General features: G+C 71.4%; 17 protein-coding genes. 2 read left to right on the forward strand and 15 right to left on the reverse strand.

Annotation, left to right across the window (positions count from 1 at the left end):
- Positions 1–2 precede the first annotated feature (2 nt).
- From ACFYW5_RS03030 to ACFYW5_RS03070, 9 genes are all read right to left on the reverse strand, one after another.
- Complete coding sequence (locus ACFYW5_RS03030; protein ID WP_389415624.1) at positions 3–1,178, reverse strand: sensor histidine kinase; 1,176 nt, start codon at positions 1,176–1,178, stop codon at positions 3–5.
- Positions 1,179–1,394: 216 nt separating this feature from the next.
- Positions 1,395–2,285, reverse strand: coding sequence for a DUF5936 domain-containing protein (locus tag ACFYW5_RS03035; protein WP_389415174.1), 891 nt, complete (start codon positions 2,283–2,285; stop codon positions 1,395–1,397).
- A gap of 16 nt (positions 2,286–2,301) precedes the next feature.
- Positions 2,302–3,246, reverse strand: coding sequence for a type II secretion system F family protein (locus tag ACFYW5_RS03040; protein ID WP_389415175.1), 945 nt, complete (start codon positions 3,244–3,246; stop codon positions 2,302–2,304).
- A 15-nt stretch (positions 3,247–3,261) separates the two neighbouring features.
- Positions 3,262–4,599 carry a CpaF family protein gene (locus ACFYW5_RS03045; protein WP_389415176.1) on the reverse strand — a complete coding sequence of 446 codons (1,338 nt, stop codon included), beginning with the start codon at positions 4,597–4,599 and terminating at the stop codon, positions 3,262–3,264.
- A gap of 14 nt (positions 4,600–4,613) precedes the next feature.
- Positions 4,614–5,012 (reverse strand): TadE/TadG family type IV pilus assembly protein, encoded by a 399-nt coding sequence (locus ACFYW5_RS03050; RefSeq protein ID WP_389415177.1) that lies wholly within the window; start codon positions 5,010–5,012, stop codon positions 4,614–4,616.
- A gap of 1 nt (position 5,013) precedes the next feature.
- Positions 5,014–5,400 carry a TadE family protein gene (locus ACFYW5_RS03055; RefSeq protein WP_389415178.1) on the reverse strand — a complete coding sequence of 129 codons (387 nt, stop codon included), beginning with the start codon at positions 5,398–5,400 and terminating at the stop codon, positions 5,014–5,016.
- A gap of 2 nt (positions 5,401–5,402) precedes the next feature.
- Positions 5,403–6,641 carry a CpaE family protein gene (locus ACFYW5_RS03060; protein WP_389415179.1) on the reverse strand — a complete coding sequence of 413 codons (1,239 nt, stop codon included), beginning with the start codon at positions 6,639–6,641 and terminating at the stop codon, positions 5,403–5,405.
- A 9-nt stretch (positions 6,642–6,650) separates the two neighbouring features.
- Positions 6,651–7,358 (reverse strand): Flp pilus assembly protein CpaB, encoded by a 708-nt coding sequence (cpaB, locus tag ACFYW5_RS03065; RefSeq protein ID WP_389415180.1) that lies wholly within the window; start codon positions 7,356–7,358, stop codon positions 6,651–6,653.
- A gap of 61 nt (positions 7,359–7,419) precedes the next feature.
- A complete protein-coding gene (locus tag ACFYW5_RS03070; protein ID WP_389415625.1) occupies positions 7,420–8,277 on the reverse strand; it encodes a hypothetical protein in 858 nt (285 codons plus the stop codon).
- Between the two features lie 220 nt (positions 8,278–8,497).
- Between ACFYW5_RS03070 and ACFYW5_RS03075 the strand changes: the two genes are divergently transcribed.
- Positions 8,498–10,183 (forward strand): chitinase, encoded by a 1,686-nt coding sequence (locus ACFYW5_RS03075; RefSeq protein ID WP_389415181.1) that lies wholly within the window; start codon positions 8,498–8,500, stop codon positions 10,181–10,183.
- A gap of 34 nt (positions 10,184–10,217) precedes the next feature.
- Here the strand turns inward: ACFYW5_RS03075 and ACFYW5_RS03080 are convergent, their stop codons facing one another.
- The 4 genes from ACFYW5_RS03080 to ACFYW5_RS03095 form a co-directional block, all read right to left on the reverse strand.
- A complete protein-coding gene (locus ACFYW5_RS03080; protein WP_389415182.1) occupies positions 10,218–11,537 on the reverse strand; it encodes an Nramp family divalent metal transporter in 1,320 nt (439 codons plus the stop codon).
- Between the two features lie 45 nt (positions 11,538–11,582).
- Complete coding sequence (locus ACFYW5_RS03085; protein ID WP_389415183.1) at positions 11,583–11,996, reverse strand: ATP-binding protein; 414 nt, start codon at positions 11,994–11,996, stop codon at positions 11,583–11,585.
- Between the two features lie 76 nt (positions 11,997–12,072).
- A complete protein-coding gene (locus ACFYW5_RS03090; RefSeq protein WP_389415184.1) occupies positions 12,073–12,969 on the reverse strand; it encodes an anti-sigma factor RsbA family regulatory protein in 897 nt (298 codons plus the stop codon).
- Between the two features lie 34 nt (positions 12,970–13,003).
- On the reverse strand, positions 13,004–15,337 hold the full coding sequence (locus ACFYW5_RS03095; RefSeq protein ID WP_389415185.1) for an ATP-binding protein: 2,334 nt from the start codon (positions 15,335–15,337) through the stop codon (positions 13,004–13,006).
- 354 nt (positions 15,338–15,691) lie between these two features.
- Here ACFYW5_RS03095 and ACFYW5_RS03100 point away from each other — a divergent pair, with 354 nt between their 5' ends.
- The gene (locus ACFYW5_RS03100) at positions 15,692–17,041 is read left to right on the forward strand and encodes a M14 family metallopeptidase (RefSeq protein WP_389415186.1); all 1,350 of its coding nucleotides are present in this window, start codon (positions 15,692–15,694) and stop codon (positions 17,039–17,041) included.
- 10 nt (positions 17,042–17,051) lie between these two features.
- Here the strand turns inward: ACFYW5_RS03100 and ACFYW5_RS03105 are convergent, their stop codons facing one another.
- Together ACFYW5_RS03105 and ACFYW5_RS03110 are read right to left on the reverse strand one after the other, a co-directional pair.
- Positions 17,052–17,573 (reverse strand): hypothetical protein, encoded by a 522-nt coding sequence (locus ACFYW5_RS03105; RefSeq protein WP_389415187.1) that lies wholly within the window; start codon positions 17,571–17,573, stop codon positions 17,052–17,054.
- A gap of 53 nt (positions 17,574–17,626) precedes the next feature.
- Complete coding sequence (locus ACFYW5_RS03110; RefSeq protein ID WP_389415188.1) at positions 17,627–19,063, reverse strand: GntP family permease; 1,437 nt, start codon at positions 19,061–19,063, stop codon at positions 17,627–17,629.
- Between the last annotated feature and the right edge of the window lie 89 nt (positions 19,064–19,152).

Consider the following 19,152-nt stretch of genomic DNA (forward strand, 5'->3'; position numbering starts at 1 on the left):
CGTCATGTCCTTCGTGGCGCCAGGGGGAGTTCCAGGAGGACTTCCGTGCCTTTCGGGTGGTCGCCGCGGCCCATCCGGATCCGGGCGCCCACGGACGCGGCCCGTTCGACCATGCCGATCAGGCCGAAGTGGCCCGCTCTGCGGAGTTGTTCGAGGGTGGTTCCCGGCGGGAGGCCGCGGCCGTCGTCGTACACGCTGATGCGCAGCAGATCACCCTGCACGCCCGCCCGTACGTCCACGCTGGTCGGGGTCGCGTGGCGGTGGGCGTTCTCCATGGCCTCCGCGGCGATGGAGAGGAGTTGGCGGGTCACCGCGGCGGGCAGGGGCGGGGTGGGAGTGGCGGGGCTGGTGGGGTGGTAGGTGGTGGGGACGCCTGTACGGGTGGTGAAGTCGGCCGTCCTTGCTGCCAGTTCCTCGAGGACGTCCGTCGTTGTCGAGGGCTCGTGGCGGCGCAGGTCCACCAGGAGTTCTCGGGATTCCGTGGCCGCTCTGCGGCTGGCTCGGGCTACCAGTTCCGCCTGTCGGGTGATCAGGGCGGGGTTCTGGGGGGTGGTGGCCGCTGTCGCTGCCAGGCCGTCGGCCGCCAGGGCCACGCCGTGCAGGGTCTTGGCCACCGAGTCGTGCATCTCCCGTGCCAGACGCGCCCGTTCGGCGGCCACGGCCTCGGTGGCCGCCAGCCGGGCCCGGGTTTCGGCCAGGGCCTGGGTCGCCGCCCCGAAGCGGAGGACGAGGTTGCGCAGGGCGGAGCCGCCCGCGCCGGTGATCACACAGAACCCGGGCAGGAGCAGCTTCTCCGCGAGGCTGGTGTCGGCTTCCGCCGTGGTGGCGTAGACGAGCAGGAGGATCAGCGACTGGAGGCTGGCGAAGACGGCCGCGGCTCGGTAGCCGTAGGCGATGCCGGCGAGGAGGGGGGTGCAGACGCTGACGTAGGCCAGGGGGGTGTCCGGGCCCGCCGAGACCAGGAGCAGCGCGCCGAAGAGGGTGTCCAGGGCCAGCAGGGTCGGGTGGCGCAGGAGCAGGGGGCCGAAGCGTTCCCAGTCCCTGAAGAGGGCGTAGCTGGTGATGAAGGTGACCACCACGGCGGCGCCCACCAGGCGGGTGCCCAGTCCGGGGGCGGCGTTCAGCAGGGCCGCGGGGGCGGAGAGGGCGAGCATGGCCAGCCGGAAGCCGAAGACCATACGGGTGGTTGCCTGGAGGGCGTTTATCTGGAGGGCGAGGGTGGGGTCCTGGGGGCGCGCCGGCACAGCTGCAACGGCCTCCGTGCCTACGGCAGCACAGACACCGGCACCTGCACCGGCACCGGCAGCGGCACCGGCGTCCACTCCCAGCCCCCTCACCCGCACCCCGACTCCCGGTCCCAGCCCTGACCCAAGCCCCATGCCCATGACCGTCACCTACTCCCCCGTGATGGAGCCGAAGTCCGTCCCCGAGCCCAGCAGCAGCCCCGCCCCCAGCAGGATCATCGTGGCCGGAACCATGAACGTCGTGATCATCATCGTGGCCTTGGGCACGGCCCTCGCCGCCTTCCGGCGGGCGTTCTGCGCGTCCGTCCTGCGCATGTCCTTCGCCAGCGCCACCAGCGTGTCCACGATCGGCGCCCCCAGTTCCTCCCCCTGCTGGAGGGCGGTCACGAACATCGCGACCTGTTCCGAGTCGTTCCGGCGGCGGAGTTCCGCGAACGCCTGGCGGCGGCTCATGCCCAGGTCCATCTGGCGCAGCGTGATGCGGAGTTCGTCCGCCCAGGGGCCTTCGTAGCGGGACGCCACGCGGTCCAGTGCCTGCCGGAAGCCGAGGCCCGCGCTCACCACCACCGCGAGTACGTCGAGGAAGTCCGGCAGGGTCCGTTCGATCACGTCCTTGCGGATCCGGATCGCCGACCAGATGCCGACCTCGGTCCAGAAGGCGCCGAAGGCGAAGAGCAGCAGGGTCACCAGATACTGGCCCCGCATCAGGAACACCAGCCCGCCCACCGCGCCCAGGAAGCCGTACACCGCCCGCCGGGCCGCGTAGCGGTCGATCGTGAGGCCGCCCGGGTTGCCCGCCAGGTCGATCTTGCGGCGGTACTTGGCCACCTGCTTCGGGCCCATCAGGCGCAGGACCGCCGGCGCGTACCGCATGCCCATGCGGTCGATCACCGAGTCCACGGCGCCGGTGCGCGTGGCGCCCACCTCCAGCGCCAGCTGCAGGTCACCGGGGAGTTTCGCGTCCGCACGGTACATGCGGATGCCGGCGAAGGCACCCCATACGCTCAGTCCCATCAGCAGGGCGAGCAGCAAAGCCGTCATGGTCCGCCCTCCCCCCCTAGACGTCGATCCGCGACAGACGGCGGATCATCACGAAGCCGATGACGTACAGCCCGAACGCCACGATCACCGCCACCTGGCCGGCCGGTGAGCCGGTCATACGGTCCAGTGCGCCGTCCTTGACGCCGTTCATCAGGAACAGGGAGCCGATGCCGAGCGCCGGCACGGCGTACGAGGTCATGCTCACCTGGGAGAGCTGGGTGCGGATCTCCCGGCGGGTCTCCTTCCGCTCCTCCAACGTCTCCGTCAGGTTGCGCAGGGCGCTGACCACCTGGCCGCCCGCCCGGTTCGACAGGACGAGGGTGGTCACCAGCACCACCAGTTCCCGCGAGGGCAGCCGGTCCGCCAGCTCGCCCAGCGCGTCGTCCATGGAGGCGCCGATCGCCAACTGGTTGGCCACCTTGGACAGTTCCTCGCCCGCCGGTGCCTCCAGCTCGTCCGCCGCCATGCCGATCGCCGTGCGCAGCGCGAGCCCGGCCTGGGTGGCGTTGGCCAGGATGCGGGCCAGCTCGGGGAGTTGGTTGATGAACTTCTCGATGCGCTTCTGCCGTTGCCAGTTCAGGAACTGGACGGCCGCCCACACCCCCAGCAGCCCCGCTATCGGGCCGAAGAACGGCGCCAGCGTCGCCTGGCCGACCAGCCACAGGCCCGCCACCGCGGCCAGCATGTAGACGAAGAACTCGCCCGGCGTCACGTCGAGGCCCGTCGCCGCCAGCCGCAGTTCCAGCTTCCGGCCCGGTTTCGTACGGCGCAGTCTGCGGTCCAGGTCGCCGAAGCGGCGCCGGCGGCCCCCGGCCGTGATCTGGCCGGTCGCCGAGAGGCGCTCCACCAGTGCCTGGCGCTGGGCCCGGCCGGCCGCCCAGGCGTGCAGGCCCGCCACCGCCAGGGCGCAGGTCAGCAGGGTGATGCCGGTGGTCAGCGTGATCAGCGTCTGGAATTCCATCGGTTCCGCTCCTTCCTACCTGGCCGCTCGGATGGCCAACTGCTCCACGGTCCGTGCCACGCCGAACGCCTGCGGCACCGGCTGGTTCGCCATGTAGAGGCGGTCCGCGGTGCGGCGCGGGAGCGGGTAGTACTCGAAGACGCCGTAGACCCGGCCGTCCGCCGCCATCGGCTGGGCGTTGAAGCGGGCGACCGTGGCCAGTCGGTACGGTTCGCCGCCGTGGCTGTCGAGGACGGCGATCTCGGTGATGCGGCGGGCGCCGTCGGCGAACCGGGTGAGCTGGATGATGACGTCGACGGCGCTGTTGATCTGGTCGTGCAGCGCTTCGAAGGGGACCTCCACGTCGGACATGGAGGCCAGCGTCTTCAGCCGCATCAGCGCGTCCTCGGTGCTGTTGGCGTGCACGGTGGCGAGGGAGCCGTCGTGGCCGGTGGACATCGCCTGGAGCATGTCCAGGGACTCGCCGCCACGGACCTCGCCGACGACGATGCGGTCGGGGCGCATCCGCAGGGAGTTGCGGACCAGGTCGCGGATGGTGACCCGGCCCTGGCCCTCCACGTTCGGCGGGCGGGACTCCAGGCGGATCACATGGCCCTGCTGGAGTTGCAGCTCCGCCGAGTCCTCGATCGTGATGATGCGCTCGACCTCGGGGATCAGCCCGGACAGGGCGTTGAGCAGCGTCGTCTTTCCGGTGCCCGTCGCGCCCGAGACGATGATGTTGAACTTCGCCTGCACCAGGCCCGCGAGCAGATACACCATCTGCTCGTCCAGCGAGCCCAGGCCGACCATCTCGTGCAGGGTGAAGGAGCGCGGGAAGCGGCGGATGGTGAGGGTCGCGCCGGTCAGGGAGAGCGGCGGGATGATCACGTTCACCCGCTCGCCCGAGGGCAGTCGCGCGTCCACCATCGGGTTCGACTCGTCGACGCGCCGGTTCACGGTGGACACGATCCGCTCGATGGTCTGCATCAGCTGCTCGTGGGAGGGGAAGCGCAGGGGCAGTTGCTCCACCCGGCCCGCCCGCTCGACGAAGATCGCGTCGGGGCCGTTCACCATGATCTCGGTGATCGACGCGTCCTCCAGCAGCGGCTCCAGGATGCCCAGGCCCAGTGCCTCGTCGACCACCCTGCGGATCAGCTGCGAGCGCTCGACCGTGGACAGCACGGGACCGTCGCGGCTGATGATGTGGCCGAGGACGCGTTCCAGCCGGGCCCGGCGTTCGGCCGCGGCCAGCGAACTCATCTCCGCGAGGTCGATCTCCTCCAGCAGCTTGGCCCGGTAGGAGGCGACCAGATGGCCGTCCTCGCCCTTGCTGCCGTTCTCCTCGGGAGTGTTGATGCGGGCCCGCAGGCTCATGGCTCTCGTGCTCCTCAGTGGTCGAGCGGCATGGTGGCGGACTTGGTGGCGGCGCCGAAGTCCCAGCCGGGCACGATGGACGGGATGTCGACGGTCGCGGTGACCCGTACCTCGTCGCCGAGCCCGGCGCTCGCGCACGCGGTCCCGTCGGCCAGCCAGCCGCTCACCGCGGCCTGGCAGTCCTGCGCGAAGGGCCCCTCCAGCGAGGCACTGCGCGCCCCGGCCCGGGCGGCGGTGCCCGCCTGCTGGGCGGTGTAGGCGATGAGCCCGATCTGAATGGCCGCCATGGCGACCAGGATCAGTACGGGGATGAAGCCCAGGTACTCCAGGGCCACCTGGCCACGGTCACGGGGGCGTGCCCGCAGACGGTCACGGTCACGGTCACGGTCACGGTGAATGCGTTCGTACGGCATCTCAGTCCGTCGCCTCCTCTACCGCCCCCGCCTGCCCCTCCACCGTGAACGGGAAGCCGATCGACCCGGGGAACAGCACCGGGACCTCCAGCCGGACCTCGGCGGTCACATACCCCCCGCCGGTCGTGCAGGTCACCTGCGCGCCGCCCTCCCACGCGCCGGGCAGCTTGTCGAGGCCCGCCGCCTGGCAGGCGCCCTGTCTGGCGCCGGGGTCGGCGGCCGTGCCCGCCCGTACGGCCTCGTCGGCGGCGTTGCCGGCGAGCGTGAAGGTGTAGCCGAGCAGCGCGCACTGCCACATCAGCACGAGCGTCAGGATGATCAGCGGTGTCATGCCGAGGAACTCGATGGTGACCTGGCCCCGGTCGGCTCCGCGGCGGAGTGCGCGCATGTCTACCCCCCAGTCTCCTTGCGGCGGCGGAAGCTCACCGAGCCCCGTCCGCCGCGGCGGTCGACCGCCGCGGCCTTGACCAGGCCGAGTTCGCCCGCGAGGGTCCACAGGGCCTGCTTGACGGTGCTCTTGGCGTCGAGTTCGTGGAGGCGGCCGGCGTCCACCACGCTCTGCAGCTCCTTGAAGTGGGCGGGGATCGTGGTGGCGGCGAGCGCGGTGCCGGTGATCTGCCGGATCAGGGAGGGCTGGATCTCGGTGCCGCGGGTGTGACGGTTGACGACGACCATGGTCTCCTCCGCCTTGCGGATCTGCAGGCGGTCCCACATGCGGACGGCGCGTTTGGCGCCGCGGACGCCGATCACGTCCGGGGTGGTGACCAGCAGGGCGGTGTCGGCCATCTCCACGATCGCCGCTCCGGCGCCGCTGAGCTGGGCGCCGCAGTCGACGATCACGACCTCGTAGCGGGCGCGCAGGGCGCTGACGATCTGCCGGGCGGCGCGGTCGGTGACCTCCTCGCCGCGTTCGCCCTCGCCGGGCGCGAGCAGCAGGGCGAGCCCGCTGTCGTGGCGGAAGACGGCGTCGGCCAGGACGCGCGGGGAGATGTCGGAGATGCCGGCGAGGTCGACGACCGAGCGGCGGAACTGGACGTCCAGGTAGGAGGCGAGGTCACCGGTCTGGAGGTCCATGTCGAGCACGGCGGTGGGGCGGCCGGAGGCCTGGGCGGCGAGGGCGAGCTGGATGGCGACGACGGTGGTGCCGACCCCGCCCTTGGCGCCGCTCACGGTGACGACGGTGCCGCCGACGCCGGTGAACACCTCGATGGCGCCGCCCAGATGGCGCCGTACGCCCGTCGACCACTGGGCGACGGCCTGGACCCGGGTGGCGAGTTCCTCGTAGTGCAGGGGCAGGGCGACGAGGCCGCGGGCGCCGTAGTCCATCGCCGCCTGGAACAGGCCGGGGCTCGCGTCCGAGGTGACGAGGATGACGCCGACCGCCGGGAAGCGCAGGGCGACTTCGCGGATCAGCTCCAGGGCGGGGACCGGGCCGATGCGCTCATGGACGACCACGACCTCGGGCAGTTCGTCGACGGACTCGGCGGCCAGCCGGGCGAGGGTGTCGATCAGCTGGGTGGAGTCGACCACCGGGGCGACCGGCTCGGCGTCCGGGAGCTGGCTGAGCAGGGTCGTGACCGACCGGACCGCGTCCGCGTCACCGACCGCCGGGAGGATCCTCGTGGGCATGCGGGCCTCTCACTTGTCCTTCGCGAGTTCGTACGTCCGGTCCGACTCGGGGACCGTGCCGCCACCGCCGGGCGCCACCAGCGCGAGGCGGACCCGCTGGGCGAACGACTCGGCGTACGTGAGGCGCTGGGCGTCGAGGGTGGACAGCGCGAAGGTGATCGGGACGGCGTCGGTGGGCTGCCGGTCGCGGTCGTCGGCGTCGGGCTTCAGCGCGGTCAGGTCGCCCACGTCGAGGACCTTGGCGTTGGTCACGATGATCTTGGACTGGGCGGGGGCACCCTCCCGCTCGCCCTCGAAGGTGGCGTAGACGTTCACGGTGGAGTTCGGGGTGATCTTGCCGGCCACCCCGGTCGCCGCGTCGATCATGATGGCGACCTCCTGCTGCCCGGGCTTCAGGGCCGGCTGGGCGACGATCATGTCGCTCTGGAGCAGGGAGCCCTGCTTGAGGGTGGTGACCGCGATCCTGCCCTCGATCTCGCGGAGATCGGTGACCGCGTTGTCGGACAGCCACCGCTCGGGCATCGAGATCTTCTCGAACTGGGCCGCGCTGAGGGGCTTGTACGGTTCGACGTCCGCCTTGAGCCGGTAGGCGGTGACCTCGGGGCCGACCTTGGACTCGGCGTCGTCGATGACGGACAGCACGCCGGCGAAGGCGCCGAGGGCGCAGACGACCGACAGGATCAGGAGTATCACGCCGCGGCGCTGACGGGAGTTCATGAACCGTGCAACCTCATTGGGGGAATCGGTCGGGATCGGTCGGATGCGGCTTCCGGGTTCGTCAGCCTGCGCGGGTCTCGGGTACGGGCGGGGTGGCGGAGCAGAACACACAGCGGTCGCCGATGACGTCGATGCCGCACCAGTGGCAGGCGCTCCGGCGCACCGAGGTGACCAGTTGGTAGAGCACGGACAGGTCGGAGAGGTAGGCGCAGAACTCGATCAGCCGTCCCGTCCCCCACCACCGCTCCGACTCGGCGGGCAGCGGCACCTCGCGCAGGCCCTGGACGCTCCAGGACCTGGCCAGGGTGTCGGTGACCCAGTCGGACTGGAGCTGGCCCTTGGCGACCAGCATCCGGGTGCCGAACTCCGGTCCGGTCAGGGCGGCTTCGGGGCCGATCCGGACGAGCTGCGGTTCGGGGTGGGCGAGGACGCCGAACTGGCTGCCCGGGACCCATGACCTGGTGTGGGACTTGAGCCCGACGGGGACGCGGTCGAGTCTGGCGACGGAGCCGAGGAGCGCCCCGGCGTGGATGTAGTGCGTGAGCAGACGGCCCGCCGAGGCGAGGACGCCGGGGCTGAGGTCGCAGGAGGCGAGCTGGCGCAGCTGGCGGACCAGGACGGCGAGTCCGAGCGGCGGCAGTTCGGGGCGGAAGAGGGCGATCCGGTCGCTCTCCATGAGGGCGCGCAGGGTGTGCAGCCGGCGTTCCACGGCGGGGTCGAGGGCCTCGGAGCAGACGACGATGAGGTGGCCGTGCTGCTCGACGATCGCTTGCAGGGCGGTCAGGGAGCGGTCGAGCGGCTGCCGGTCCAGGCCCTGGAGCACGACGGCTGGGACGGTCCGTTCGTCCTGTGGCGGCAGCGCCAGGTCGGCACTGGTCACGGCGATGGCAGTTGGCACGCGCAGCTCCCCACTCCCCATGCCCGCCGGCCCGACCGGCGTCACTCCGGTACCCAGGACACACAGCCGACTTCACTGCGTGACTACGTGAGCACTGTATCCACGGGTTCATGACCGGAGAACAGCGTTTCTGTAGCTATGAAGGAACTGGCGTTTCACAAGTTGCGCCAAACCGGGGCACGTTGAGCATCTCGGCACTTGCTCTTGACAAGGGGATTGGTCTGGACCAACGTGTTTTGACATGTCCATACGCAGACGATCGACACGTCTCTGGACGGGTGCCGTCACCCTGGCGCTCGCCCTCTCCCTCGCGGGCACCGGCCAGGCCTCCGCCGCCGATGTCAACAACGCCAGGAACGCCGGCTTCGAGTCCGGCCTGTCCAACTGGACCTGCTCCGCGGGCAGCGGTACGGCCGTCTCCTCGCCGGTGCACGGCGGCTCGGCCGCGCTGAAGGCGACCCCGGCCGGGCAGGACAACGCCCGCTGCACCCAGGCCGTGGCGGTCCAGCCGAACGCGACGTACACGCTCAGCGCGTGGGTGCGGGGCGGGTACGCCTATCTGGGCGTCACCGGCACCGGCACCACGGACGTGTCGACGTGGACGCCGGACTCCGGCAACTGGAAGCAGCTGGCCACCACCTTCACCACCGGCTCCGCGACCCGGTCGGTGACGGTGTACACGCACGGCTGGTACGGCCAGGCCGCCTACTTCGCCGACGACGTCTCGGTGTTCGGGCCCGACGGCGGCGGAGGCGGGGACCCGGAGCCGACGGTCCCGGGCGCGCCGGGCGGGGTGACGGTGTCCGGACGCAGCTCGTCGTCGATCTCCCTGGCCTGGAACACGGTCCCGGGCGCGACCGGCTACCACGTCTACCGGGGCGGCACCAAGGTCACGGCGGTCACCGGCACATCGGCCACGGTGACCGGGCTCGCGGCCTCCACCTCGTACTCCTTCCAGGTCACGGCGGTGAACTCGGCCGGTGAGTCGCCGAAGTCGGCGACCGTGACGGGGACGACCACGGCGACACCGACGAATCCCGCGCTGCCCAAGCACGCGGTGACCGGGTACTGGCAGAACTTCGACAACGGCGCGGCGGTGCAGAAGCTGTCGGACGTCCAGGCGCAGTACGACATCATCGCGGTCGCCTTCGCCGACGCCACCGGGACACCGGGCGCGGTGACCTTCACCCTCGACTCGGCCGGGCTCGGCGGGTACACCGTCGACCAGTTCAAGGCGGACGTCCGGGCGAAGCAGGCGGCCGGGAAGAAGGTCATCATCTCGGTCGGCGGCGAGCGGGGCACGGTGTCGGTCAACGACTCCGCGTCCGCGACGAACTTCGCCAACTCGGTGTACGCGCTGATGCAGGAGTACGGCTTCGACGGCGTCGACATCGACCTGGAGAACGGGCTCAACGCGACCTACATGACCCAGGCGCTCAGGGCGCTGTCGGCCAAGGCGGGACCGTCGATGATCCTCACGATGGCTCCGCAGACCATCGACATGCAGTCGACGTCGAACTCCTACTTCCGGACGGCACTGAACGTGAAGGACATCCTCACGGTCGTCAACATGCAGTACTACAACAGCGGGTCGATGCTCGGCTGCGACGGCAAGGTGTACAGCCAGGGCTCGGTCGACTTCCTGACCGCCCTCGCCTGCATCCAGCTGGAGGGCGGCCTCGCCCCGTCCCAGGTGGGCCTGGGCCTGCCGGCCTCGACCCGGGGCGCGGGCAGCGGGTATGTGTCACCGGCCGTGGTGAACAACGCGCTCGACTGTCTTGCGAAGGGCACCAACTGCGGGTCCTTCAGGCCGTCCAGGACCTATCCCGACCTGCGCGGCGCGATGACCTGGTCGACCAACTGGGACGCCACGGCGGGCAACGCGTGGTCCAACGCGGTGGGCCCGCACGTGCACGCGCTGCCGTAGGCACCGCCACCCCCCAGGCCGTGGCCGGAGTCCGTCAGAAGAACTCCGACCACGGCTGGTCCCAGATCTGCTTCACGCACAGCACCAGGAAGAGCAGGCCCGCGATCGCCAGCATGGAGTTGCTCAGTGCGCCGTTGCGCCACTCCCGGGGTGTGCGGGAGGAGTTGAGGAGCCAGAGCAGGGTGCCGGCCAGGAACGGCAGGAACGCCGCGCCCAGGACGCCGTAGATGATGATCAGGCGGAAGGGCTGGCCCTGGAAGAGCAGGATCATCGGCGGGAAGGTCAGCCACAGCAGGTAGAGGCGGAAGGGCAGGCTGCGTTCGCGGCTGCCGGTGGCGATGTCCTCGCCACGGGTCGCGTCACCCCTGCGGTAGCGCTCGACGAAGTCCGCGAACATCAGGCTCACGCCGTGCCAGACGCCGATCAACGAGGTGAACGAGGTGGCGAAGAAGCCGATCAGGAAGAACTTGGCGGTCGCCGTGCCGTACTCCTCCTCCAGGATGTCGCTCAGTTGGAGCAGCCCCTTGTCCCCGCTCGCCAGCGCGATGTTCGCCGAGTGCAGCAGCTCCGCCCCGACGAAGAGCATCGACACCACGAAGATGCCGGTGGTGGCGTAGGCGACCCGGTTGTCCAGGCGCATCACCTTCATCCAGCCGGTGTTGGTCCAGCCCTTGGCGTTGACCCAGTAGCCGTACGCGGCCAGCGTGATGGTGCCGCCGACCCCGCCGATCAGGCCGAGGGTGTTCAGGACGGAGTCGTCCGCGTCGGGCAGCACCGGCAGCAGGCCCGCGAAGGCGTCGCCGAGGTTCGGGGTGACCCGGATCGCCAGGTAGACCGTCACCACGAACATGACGCCCACCAGGACCGTCATGACCTTCTCGAAGACGGCGTACTTGTTGAACCAGACGAAGACCAGGCCCACCAGGCCGCAGGCGATCCCCCACCACTCCAGGTCCATCACATCGGGGAAGAGGGCCTGCAGGGGCAGGGCGCTCGACGACATCGCCGCGGCTCCGTAGACGAAGCCCCAGATGACGACGTAGCCGACGAAGAACCAGGTCGTCCAGCGGCCGAGGCTCGCCCAGCCGTCGAAGAGGGTGCGGCCGGTGGACAGATGCCAGCGGCCCGCCGCCTCGGCGAGGGAGATCTTCACCAGGCAGCCGATGATCGCGGCCCACAGCAGCGTGTACCCGAAGCTGCTGCCGGCGATCAGCGTGGCCACCAGGTCGCCGGCGCCCACCCCGGTCGCGGCGACGACGATGCCGGGGCCGATGTACTTCCAACTGGACTTGCGGGGAGAGGAGTCGATTGCGTGGGCCTGTGATGCCTGAGGGTTTCCCGAGCTGTCCGCCATGCAGATCAAGAAACCGCAGCGGAGCCGGGCCGACAAGAGGGCGCGTCAGAGTTCGAACCACACCGTCTTGCGCTGCCCGTCCTGATGGCAGCCCCATCTGCGGGCCAGCGCGTCCACCAGGAACATCCCCCGCCCGCTCTCCGAACTGCCCGCCTCCAGCACCTGCGGGGTGCGCCGGCCGGCGTCCTGCACCTCGCAGCGCAGCACGCCCTGCGCGGCGGACAGCGTCACCCGGAAGCGGCTCGCCGAGTGCAGCAGCGCATTGGTCGCCAACTCGCTGACCAGCAGTTCCGCGGTGTCCAGCACCTCGTCCTGGCCCGCGAGCCCCCATCCCTCCAGCCGGCTGCGCACCTCCTTGCGGGCCTCGCGGACCGCGGAGGGGCGGGGGTCGTACTCCACGGTGAGATGACCGGCTCCGACGGGCGGTCGACGGTGGGAGCCGTTCCGGAGTTGCAGCATGCTGTCCATGGTCGTCGGGCCGCGGGCGGGGCGCACGGGTAGATATACCTGTTTCCCCGGCCGCGGCCCCCGTGTCCTATCCGTACTGCAGGCGTACGGTCGCCCCCGCCGCGTCGTCCCGGACGTCGACGTAGGCGCAGACCTGGCGGGCGTACCACAGGCCCTGGCCCGGTTCCAGTTCGCCGGTGTCCGGCGGGACGAAGCCGGCCAGGGGGTCGTCGACGCGGCGGGCGGTGCGCAGTTCGCAGACGCAGGCCGGTGCCGCGCCCCACAGCCGGACGCCGGTGAGCGGGCCGAGCGCGGCCGCCGCCTCGGTGACGGCCAGCGCGAACAGTTCGGCGTCCGCGTCCTGCAGTCCGCTGCCGCCCGCCCAGGCCCGTACCGCCCCGGCGTCCGCGCCGGTCAGCCGCCGGGCGTCCGCGGGGGGTGGTGGCAGGGGTACGGAGTCCAGCTCGGCGGTGAGCCGTACCGGGTCCTCGTACACGCCGGTGCCGGGGTGGGCGCGGCGGGCCTCGGCGATGAGGGCGGGGCCGGCGGTGCGGGTGTCGTAGACGCACAGGGCGGTGGTGGCGAACGGGGCGAACAGGAGGTTGGCGAGGGCCTCGTAGCGGATCCACTCGGCGCTCTCGCGCGGTGAGCGTCCGGCGCGGCCGTTCCAGACGGGTTCCATCAGCAGGTGGATACGGCCGCCGGGGCCGGCGTGCGCGGCGAGGTAACCGGCCGCCTGGGCAACGGCGTTGGCGGCGGATCCGGTGTACCAGTCGGTGTGCGGGAGGAGTACGGCGCTCTTCGCGTCGGCGCCGAGGGCGTCCCGCAGGAGGTCCAGCTTGGCGGGGGCGGCGACGGCGACGGGCGGGGGTTCGCCGGGGCTGTCCAGGGCGTGGGCCAGGAAGGGGACGGCGGCGGCCACGAAGGCGTCGTCGGTGCCGGGGGCGGTCATGCGGTGGTCGAACACCTGCGGTTGGCTGCTCACGCGTTCCCCTGTCTGTGCCGTGTGCGGTGGTGGTTCAGCGCCGGGCGGTGACCCAGGCGGCGAGTTGGCTGCGGTTGTCGAGGCCGAGCTTGCCGAGGATGCGTTCCACGTGGCCCTCGGCGGTGCGGCGGGCAATGACCAGGCGGTCGGCGATCTGGTGGTTGGCCAGGCCCTGGGCCACGAGGTCGGCCACCTGGGACTCCCGGGGGGTGAGGTGGGAGCCCTTCGGCCCGTCGGCCGGGTCCGGGGTGCCGCGGCCCTCGTCGAGCGCGTGCCCCACGAGCTCCGTCAGCTCCAGCTCGCGGCCGTACCGGTACGCCTTCTCGTACGCCGGCTCGCCGAGGGCCTCGCGGGCGCGGCGCTCGCTGTCCTCGCGGGGCGTCCGCAGGGCGGCCGAGCCCCAGCGGTCGCGGTCGATGTCGGACCAGACCCGGTCGGCGCCGCCGAGCAGGAGGGCCGCGTGCTCGTGGGCGCCGGTCCCGGTGGCGATCCGGGCCAAGAGGTCGAGGGTGAGGGCGATGCCGGTGACGTCGTGGACGGCGAGTTTGAGGCGCAGGGCGTGGTGGGCGTGGCGTGCGGCGGCCGGCCAGTCCCGCCGCACGGTGTGGGCGAGGGCGAGCATCCTCAGTACGTACGAGTGCACCCACTCCTCGCCGTGCCGCTCGCAGAGCCGGCGGGCCTCCTCGCAGACGGCGACGGCCCGGTCCGCCTCGCCCAGGAAGCCCAGCGCGCAGGCGAGTTCCACGCGCTCCAGGCCGACGAGGCTGAGGTGCTGGCCGGGGACGCGGCCCCGCTCCGCGGCGGCCTCGAAGTGGGCGAGGGCGGTGGGCAGGTCGTCGAGGAAGAGGGTGATGACGCCGATGACGTAACCGGCGTGCGCCGCCTCGGCCTCGTCGCCCAGCGCGAGGGCGAGCGCGCGGGCCTCCTCGGCGAGCCGCCGGCCGTGCACCAGATCCCGGGTGACGGCGGCGAGCAGCCCCGCGACCCACAGCGCACGGGCCCGCTCCGCGGTGGGCTCGGGATTGGCCGCCAGAGCCCGCTCGACCCAGTACCGCCCCTCCCGAGGAGCCCCACAGGCATGCCAGTAGAACCACAGAGCCCCCACCAACCGAAGCCCTCCGCCCCCTTCCCCCCCGGCCCCGCACCCCTCATCCCACCCCCCGGACCCCTCGCCCCTCTCCCCCCAGCCCGAAAGGCTGAAGTTCAGGGCTGTGCGCAAGTTGTCCTGGTCGGCTTTCAGGCGGGCCACGATGTGGCGTTGGGACGGGCCGAACCATGCGCGTTCGTAGGTGTCGGCCAGGTGTTGCATCCACGTTCGCTGGCGCAGGCGCGCGGTGGGTTCCTCGCCGGGGAGGGCGCGGAGGCGGGCCAGGCCGTAGTGGCGGAGGGTGTCGAGGAGGCGGTAGCGCACGGTTCCGGCCGCCGTCTCCCTGATCAGCACCGACTTGTCCACCAGAGCGGTGACCGCCTCCACGACGTCCGCGGGGCGCAGCCGTACCCCGTCCGCGCACACCGCCTCCGCGGTCTCCAGGTCGAAGCCGCCCGCCAGGACCGAGGCGCGGGCCCAGGTCAGTTGTTCCTGTGCCGTACACAGCGAGTGGCTCCAGTCGACCGTCGCGCGCAGCTCCCCGCGGGTGTCCAGGCCCGCCTCCAGTTGGTCGAGTCCGAGGTCCCGCAGGCGTCCCGCGGCGAGTTCGATGGCGAGCGGGAGTCCGTCGAGGCGGCGGCAGAGGCGGGCCACGGCCGCCCGGTTGTCCGGGGTGAGCCGGAAGGCGGGGTCCACGGCGGCGGCCCGGTCGGCGAACAGGGCGAGCGCGGGATGGCGGCGGGCGTCGGACAGGTCACCGTCCGGGTCGGGTACCGGCAGCGGCCGTAGCTCCAGAAGGTGCTCCCCGAGCAGACCCAGCCGGTGCCGGGTCGTCGCCAGGACCCGCACGTGCGGGGTGCCGTGGAGCAGCGCGGCGATCAGCTCCGCGCAAGCGGCGGGCAGGTGTTCGCAGTTGTCGACGACGAGGAGCAGCCGCCGCTCCCCCAGCTGCCCGGCGAGCGCGTCCAGCGGGGGCCGCCCGCTGTGGTCGTGCAGGCCCAGCGCGTCGGCGGCGGCGTGCGGGACGAGGGCCGGGTCGTCGAGTCCCGCCAGCCCCACGAACCGGACCCCGTCCGGAAAGGCGCCGCGGACCCGGTCCGCGAGGCGCGTGGCGAGGCGGGTCTTGCCGACTCCACCGGGCCCGGTCAGAGTGACCAGGCGCGATCTGGCCAACAGCCGCCGCCCGGCGGCCAGTTCGGCGCGCCGGTCCACGAAGCTGGTCGGCTCGGGCGAGCCGGGGACGACCGCGAGGCCGTCCTGTCGTGGCGCCGATCCGCCCATGATCAGCCAGTCCAGTTCTCTGGGATCGCGGTCCGAGGACCGAGCCGGAGTCCGGCCCCCCTCTCGGCCAGGGACCCCCCACTGTCCCTCCTCCAACCCGCACCCGCACACGAGCCTCACCCGCCCGAGTGCACCTTCCGCCAGGCCCGCGTCACATGCCGCCCGCACGCGTACACTGCCCGCTCGACGCCCCCGAGACGGGTTCCCGCCATCGCGGCCGTTTTCCATCTTGACCCGCTCATGCCACGCACGGACGATGAGCGCCACCCGCACCAGTACGTCGCTGAACCACCCCCCTGCTCCACTCCCCACCTTCCGGAGATCCCGGAAGCCCTGGAGACACAAGGAGAATTCATGCGGCTTCGCATACGAGGCTCTGGCGCCCGCGGCGGCAGACGCACCGCCACCCTTGCCACCCTCCTGGCCCTGGCCCTCGCGGCACCCCTCTCCGCGACCGTCACGGCCAACGCCGACAGCGGCACCCGGCCGGCGCCCTCCGCCGACACCGTCCGCCAGTACGAGATCCACACCCACTCGACCGCCAGGGACCGCACCGCGATCCAGCGCACCGGCGTCACCGTGGACGAGGTCGACGCGCACGGCCTGGTGGTCTCCGGCCGCGCCGACCAGATCCGCACCCTGCGCGGCCTCGGCTACGAGGTCACGCCGCTCGGCGCCGTACCGGACCGCTCGGGCGGCGCGGACGACGCCCGGCTGCTCGACTTCCCGTCGGCCGACTCCCGGTACCACAACTACGCGGAGATGACGAGCGCGATCAACTCGATCGTCTCGGCGAACCCGGCCATCGCCAGCACCCGGGTGATCGGCACGTCGTACCAGGGCCGGAACATCACGGCCATCAAGATCAGCGACAACGTCGGCACGGACGAGTCCGAGCCGGAGGTGCTGTTCACCCACCACCAGCACGCCCGCGAACACCTCACCGTCGAGATGGCGCTGTACCTGCTGCGCGAGCTGACCTCCGACTACGGCTCCGACTCCCGGGTCACCAGCATGGTGAACAACCGCGAGATCTGGATCATCCCCGACATCAACCCGGACGGCGGCGAGTACGACATCGCGACCGGCTCGTACCGCTCCTGGCGCAAGAACCGGCAGCCCAACTCCGGTTCCTCCTACGTCGGTACCGACCTCAACCGCAACTGGAACTACCGCTGGGGCTGCTGCGGCGGCTCCTCCGGCTCCACGTCCTCGGACACCTACCGGGGCTCGGCGCCCGAGTCCGCGCCCGAGGTGCGGGTCGTGGCGAGCTTCGTGCGCAGCCGGGTCATCGGCGGCGTGCAGCAGATCAAGGCCGGGATCGACTTCCACACCTACAGCGAACTGGTGCTGTGGCCGTTCGGGTACACCTACTCCGACACCACGACCGGGATGACGGCCGACGACCGCAACGCCTTCGCGACGGTCGGCGGCAAGATGGCGGCCAGCAACGGCTACACGGCGGAACAGGCCAGCGATCTGTACATCACCGACGGGTCGATCGACGACTACCTCTGGGGCACCCACAAGATCTTCGGGTACACCTTCGAGATGTATCCGCGCTCCAGCTCCGGCGGTGGGTTCTACCCGCCCGACGAGGTGATCGAGCGGGAGACCTCACGCAACCGGGACGCGGTGCTGCAACTGCTGGAGAACGCGGACTGCATGTACCGGTCGATCGGGAAGGAGTCCCAGTACTGCTAGTCGAGTACTGCTAGTCGGACTCCTCGAAGTAGGCGTCCAGCACGGCGTCGAGCTGTGACTCCCACTCGGCGAAGCGGCTCCTGGCCGCCGCCTCGATCTCGATCGGGTACCAACGGCGGTCAGGAGTGTGCACCGTGACGGTGTACCGCTTGCCGAAGCGGGCGGTCTCCGTCTCCACGGCGCCGATCTCGTCCCAGCGGAACTCGCACTCCTGGTCGTCCAGGCAGAGCCGGACCCCGCGGCGGTCGGCGACGATCCTCGCCCGGCGGTCGGCGGCCTCGAAGACCGGCCCGTCGTCGGCGACTTCGTCGGCGGCGGTCTCGTCCTCCTCCACCGCTGCCTCCTCCACCGCTTCCTTGACGACCTCGACCGCTTCCGCGGCCTCCACGGCCTTCGCGTCCGCGTCCTCGGGCTCCGCCGGCTCCTGCGCCCGCTTCTCCATGGACACGGGCGGGGTGAGCCCGGGGACGAAGGCCGGGTCGAATCCGGCGCCCTCCAGGGGCTGGCTGCTCGATCCTATGCGCTGCTCCACAGCGGGCAGTATGGTCGACGATCCTGTGCCGCACACAGTCGGCACCGGCATCGTTATACGAAGATGCTCAATCCGGCGGCCATCACGAACCCCACCACCGACAGCACCGTCTCCAGGACGGTCCAGGTCTTCAGGGTGTCCCGCTCGCTGATGCCGAAGTATTTCGCCACCATCCAGAAGCCGCCGTCGTTGACGTGCGAGGCGAAGATGGACCCGGCCGAGATGGCCATGATGACGAGGGCGACGAAGGCCTGCGAGTGGTCCCCCTCCGCCAGCAGCGGCGCGACGATGCCCGCGGTGGTGACGATCGCCACCGTCGCGGAGCCCTGCGCCACCCGCAGCACCACGGAGATCAGGTAGGACAGCGCGATCACCGGCAGGCCCACGTCGTTGAAGGTGTCCGACAGCGCCTGGGCCACCCCGCTCGCCTTCAGTACGGCGCCGAAGACCCCGCCCGCGCCGACGACCAGCAGGATGTTGCCGACCGGCTTGAGGGAGGAGGTGGACACCGTCTCCAGGGACTTGCGGGACCAGCCGCGCCGGATGCCGAGGACGTAGTAGGCGAGCAGCAGCGCGATCGTCAGCGCCACGAAGGGGTGGCCGAAGAACTCGATGACCGAGCGCGGGGTGGACGGGTCGAGGGCGATCGAGGAGAACGTGGCCGCGAGGATCAGGATCAGCGGCGTACCGATGATGGCGAGCACCGTGCCGAGGGCGACCGGCTGTTCACGCGGCTCGCGCTGCTCGTGCTCGACGGCGCGCCTGGCCTCCTCCGCCGCCTCGACCATGTCCTGCGGTACGGCGACGAAGATCCGGCGGCCGATCCAGGCGGAGTACACCCAGGCCGCCAGGACGGCCGGGATGCCGCAGACGACGCCCATGAGGATGACCCAGCCGAGGTCCACGCGGAGCAGTCCGGCCGCGGCCACCGGGCCGGGGTGCGGGGGCAGGAAGGCGTGGGTCATCGACAGGCCCGCGAGCAGGGGCAGGCAGTACAGCAGGATCGATTTTCCGGAGCGCCTGGCGGCGGCGTAGACGATCGGGGCGAGGACGAAGATGCCCACGTCGAAGAAGACCGGGACGCCGAAGACGACGCCGGTGATGCCCATGGCGAGCGGGGCGCGCTTCTCGCCGAACAGCCCGAGCAGCCGGGACGCCAGCACGGCGGCGCCGCCGCTGACTTCGAGGATCGCGCCGAGCATGGTGCCCAGGCCGATGATGATCGCGACATGGCCGAGGATGCCGCCCATGCCGGTCTCGATGGTGGAGACCGCGTCGGAGCGCTGGACGGTGCCGAAGAGTTCGGTGACCGACAGGCCGGCGAGCAGGCCGACGGCTATGGAGACGGCGAGCAGGGCGACGAACGGCTGGAGCCGGACCCGGATGATCAGGAAGAGCAGCAGCGCGATGCCGACGGCGGCCACGGTGAGCAGACCGGCGGTGCCGTCGACGAGGAGGAGCAGGCCGCCGGTGTGCGGGGGTGGTGTCATGGGGGTCCTCTTGCTACGTACATACAGCTTTCGGGCAGGGGGGAGCGCGGCATGGCCCGGCGAGGGGCCATGCCGTGGGGGTGGTGCGG

Origin of the sequence: Streptomyces sp. NPDC002779 (assembly GCF_042888685.1) — a bacterium.
In the GTDB taxonomy this organism is placed as follows: Bacteria; Actinomycetota; Actinomycetes; order Streptomycetales; family Streptomycetaceae; genus Streptomyces.

Bases quoted from the DNA above. Each gene is read 5' to 3' on its own strand.
- ACFYW5_RS03030 (WP_389415624.1), bottom strand. From the start codon at position 1,178: ATGGTCTTCGGCTTCCGGCTGGCCATGCTCGCCCTCTCCGCCCCCGCG.
- ACFYW5_RS03035 (WP_389415174.1), bottom strand. From the start codon at position 2,285: ATGACGGCTTTGCTGCTCGCCCTGCTGATGGGACTGAGCGTATGGGGT.
- ACFYW5_RS03040 (WP_389415175.1), bottom strand. From the start codon at position 3,246: ATGGAATTCCAGACGCTGATCACGCTGACCACCGGCATCACCCTGCTG.
- ACFYW5_RS03045 (WP_389415176.1), bottom strand. From the start codon at position 4,599: ATGAGCCTGCGGGCCCGCATCAACACTCCCGAGGAGAACGGCAGCAAG.
- ACFYW5_RS03050 (WP_389415177.1), bottom strand. From the start codon at position 5,012: ATGCCGTACGAACGCATTCACCGTGACCGTGACCGTGACCGTGACCGT.
- ACFYW5_RS03055 (WP_389415178.1), bottom strand. From the start codon at position 5,400: ATGCGCGCACTCCGCCGCGGAGCCGACCGGGGCCAGGTCACCATCGAG.
- ACFYW5_RS03060 (WP_389415179.1), bottom strand. From the start codon at position 6,641: ATGCCCACGAGGATCCTCCCGGCGGTCGGTGACGCGGACGCGGTCCGG.
- cpaB (WP_389415180.1), bottom strand. From the start codon at position 7,358: ATGAACTCCCGTCAGCGCCGCGGCGTGATACTCCTGATCCTGTCGGTC.
- ACFYW5_RS03070 (WP_389415625.1), bottom strand. From the start codon at position 8,277: ATGGGGAGTGGGGAGCTGCGCGTGCCAACTGCCATCGCCGTGACCAGT.
- ACFYW5_RS03075 (WP_389415181.1), top strand. From the start codon at position 8,498: ATGTCCATACGCAGACGATCGACACGTCTCTGGACGGGTGCCGTCACC.
- ACFYW5_RS03080 (WP_389415182.1), bottom strand. From the start codon at position 11,537: ATGGCGGACAGCTCGGGAAACCCTCAGGCATCACAGGCCCACGCAATC.
- ACFYW5_RS03085 (WP_389415183.1), bottom strand. From the start codon at position 11,996: ATGCTGCAACTCCGGAACGGCTCCCACCGTCGACCGCCCGTCGGAGCC.
- ACFYW5_RS03095 (WP_389415185.1), bottom strand. From the start codon at position 15,337: ATGGGCGGATCGGCGCCACGACAGGACGGCCTCGCGGTCGTCCCCGGC.
- ACFYW5_RS03100 (WP_389415186.1), top strand. From the start codon at position 15,692: ATGCGGCTTCGCATACGAGGCTCTGGCGCCCGCGGCGGCAGACGCACC.
- ACFYW5_RS03110 (WP_389415188.1), bottom strand. From the start codon at position 19,063: ATGACACCACCCCCGCACACCGGCGGCCTGCTCCTCCTCGTCGACGGC.